Genomic DNA, 2940 nt, shown 5'->3' on the forward strand with positions numbered 1-2940 from the left:
GAGACCGCCGGTTATGCTGAAGCTTTCGAAACTAGACCGCAGGTCCGTCATGCTGCTGCCGCCGCAGTCGGCATAACCCAGCACACGGCATAAGCGGATGATTTTGCCCTGGTTGTGTTCGGCGAGAAACACCACGCCGAAGCGTTGCGCGAAGAGGTGGCGGCCGTGTTAGCTCCATTGGGGCTGCGGCTGGCTCCAGAAAAGACCCGCGTGGTTCACGTCAATGAGGGCTTCGAGTTTCTCGGCTTCCATATCCGCCGTCAGCGGAAACGAGGAACTCAGAAGTATTACGTCTACACCAAGCCGTCCAAGAAGGCCATTCAGTCGATCAAGGACAAAGTGAAGGTCAAGACGTACAGGTCAACCCGCCATCTGGACCTGGATGAGCTGATCACCAGTCTCAACAGGATGCTGGCGGGGTGGGCGAACTACTTCCGGCACGGGGTGTCCAAGGACGTTTTCAGCGCCGTCGACAGCCATACCTGGCTGCGGCTGATGCGCTGGATACGTCAGAAGTACAAGGGCAAGACCCAACTCGGGATGAAAGAACTCCGCCGCCGCTTCTGCGACAAAGGGTGGAGGTTCGCCCACAACGGGGCCGTATTCACCGGCGCATCCAGCGTCGCCGTGACTCGTTACCGCTACCGCGGCAACACCATAGCGACCCCATGGACCCCGAAACCGGCAGCCGCCAACGGCTGACCAACGGTTAAGGCACGTGGAGCGCCCGGTGCGTTGAGAGGCGCACGCCGGGTGCGGCGGGCGGGCCGAGAAAACGGATTGGCCGCAAGGCCAACACCGCGTCTCGGCCCGACCCAACCTCCGTTCCCGCGCCAACGCATTGCACGCGGTGCGGCGGGTGACGGAGGTCAACGCTGGCCGCGAGACGGCGGGCGTCGACGGCAAGGTGGTGCTGACCGCGCCCGGCAAGGCCGAAGTGGCCGACTGGGTGCAGCACCGCTCCAGGTCGTGGACGGCCAAGCCCGTCAGACGGGTGTACGTGCCGAAGCCCGACGGGCGTCGGCGGCCGCTCGGCATTCCCGTGATCTTGGACCGCTGCCTTCAGGCTGTGGTCCTTGGGGCACTGGAGCCCGAGTGGGAGGCACGGTTCGAGCCGAGGTCCTATGGCTTCAGGCCCGGCCGTGGCTGCCATGACGCGATCGAGTCCATCTTTCTGACCTGCCGGGGCCCCAACCCTGGTCGGCCGTGGGTACTTGATGCGGACCTGGCGGCGGCATTCGACCGAATCGACCATGATCACTTGCTCCGGCAGCTCGGCACGTTTCCCGCACGGGAACTGGTCGCGCAGTGGCTGCGGGCCGGTGTGGTCGAGGACGGTCGGCTCACCGCGACCAGGGAGGGAACTCCCCAGGGCGGTGTGATCAGCCCCGCGCTGATGAACGTGGCTCTGCATGGAATGGAGGAGGCCGCCGGGGTGCGGTATCACGCGAGCGGCATCCACGCCGGGACCGTGATGCGCAATAGCCCCGTGCTGGTCAGGTACGCAGACGATCTGGTGGCGATGTGCCACAGCCGTGAGCAGGCCGAAGAGGTCAAGCAGCGGCTCGCCGCCTGGCTGGAACCCAGAGGGCTCGCCTTCAACGAGGACAAGACGCGCATCGTCCACCTCACCGAGGGCTTCTGCTTCCTGGGCTTCCACGTCCGGCTGTATCGCAACCGGAAACTGCTGATCAAACCCAGCAAGGCGTCCGTGAAACGGATCCGGAAACGGCTCGCCGCCGAGATGTGGGACCTGCGCGGGTCCAACGCCGAGGCGGTGATCAGGACCCTGGCCCCGATCATTAGGGGCTGGTCCGCTTACTTCCGGATCGGGGTGTCCAGCCGGGTCTTCAGCTCGCTGGACTTCTACGTGTGGCAGCTCGCCTACAAGTGGGCCAAGCACGAACACGCGAACAAGCCGAGGGACTGGATTGTGCACCGCTACTTCGGAGCGTTCAACCCCCGCCGGGGTGACCGGTGGGTCTTCGGAGACCGCGGCAGCGGACGGTTCCTCCCCAAGTTCGCGTGGACGAAGATCGTCCGGCACCAGCTCGTCAAGCTCGGGGCGTCTCCGGACGACCCGGCACTGACCGAGTACTGGGCCCGGCGGCGACGCAAAGAGGTGATCCCGCTGATCGACAAGACCGACTGGCACCTGCTCAACCGCCAGAACGGCCGCTGTCCGCTCTGCGGGACTCTCCTGCTGCACGCCGCCCACCCGCCCACCAGCCCCACCGAGTGGGAGCAGTGGATACGGGCGACCCGCAAAGCGATCACCCGCAAGGCGATCGTCACCACCGGACCGGGCACGCCGGACGAACCACCCGCCCAACTCCTGCACGCCCACTGCCGACGACGGCTCATCGCCGCCACCGGCAACGGGACCGCACTTCTGCCTGCCAGTGAGCCACAGGGCCTGCTTGAGCCGTGTGCGGGGCCAACCCGCCCGCACGGTTCTTAGGGGGCGGCGGCGCGGCAACGCGCCGCCGCTACCCGACAGGCCGTCGCGACCGCCGGCGTCCGCCGGACCCGCTACGTCGGCCTCGCCAAGACGCGGCTCGCGCACATTCTCACAGCAACCGCCATCAACTTGATCCGCCTCGACGCCTGGTGGAACGAAACTCCCCTCGCACGCACCCGCATCTCCCGACTGGCAGCCCTTGACCTCGCAGCGTGAGGTCAATTGGGCAACAGGGTCATCGAGACCTACTACAACCGCAGGCGCCTGCGCAGGCACCCCGAGTGGGGCTACCTCACCCCTCACGAGACCCGCCAGCGCCACCAAGGAACGAAACCAGACCACGCCCTCGCCGCGTGACGGAAACGTGTCCAAGATCACGGGGAAACTTCAGCCCAGCCGACGGCACTGGTCGCGAACACCGAACTGCCGATCGCGACCAGCCCGACCGCGCCGAGGCCGACCAGCACCACGGAGTCCTT

3 protein-coding genes are annotated in these 2940 nt (G+C 66.3%); all 3 read left to right on the forward strand.

Annotated features, from left to right (window positions below):
* Positions 1–114: 114 nt before the first annotated feature.
* Positions 115–702 carry a group II intron maturase-specific domain-containing protein gene (locus tag ACWD3C_RS48190; RefSeq protein ID WP_451155122.1) on the forward strand — a complete coding sequence of 196 codons (588 nt, stop codon included), beginning with the start codon at positions 115–117 and terminating at the stop codon, positions 700–702.
* Positions 703–859: 157 nt separating this feature from the next.
* On the forward strand, positions 860–2461 hold the full coding sequence (gene ltrA / locus ACWD3C_RS48195; RefSeq protein ID WP_451155124.1) for a group II intron reverse transcriptase/maturase: 1602 nt from the start codon (positions 860–862) through the stop codon (positions 2459–2461).
* 222 nt (positions 2462–2683) lie between these two features.
* Complete coding sequence (locus ACWD3C_RS48200) at positions 2684–2818, forward strand: hypothetical protein (protein ID WP_451155125.1); 135 nt, start codon at positions 2684–2686, stop codon at positions 2816–2818.
* Positions 2819–2940: the final 122 nt, after the last annotated feature.

This window comes from Streptomyces sp. NPDC002845, assembly GCF_053591955.1.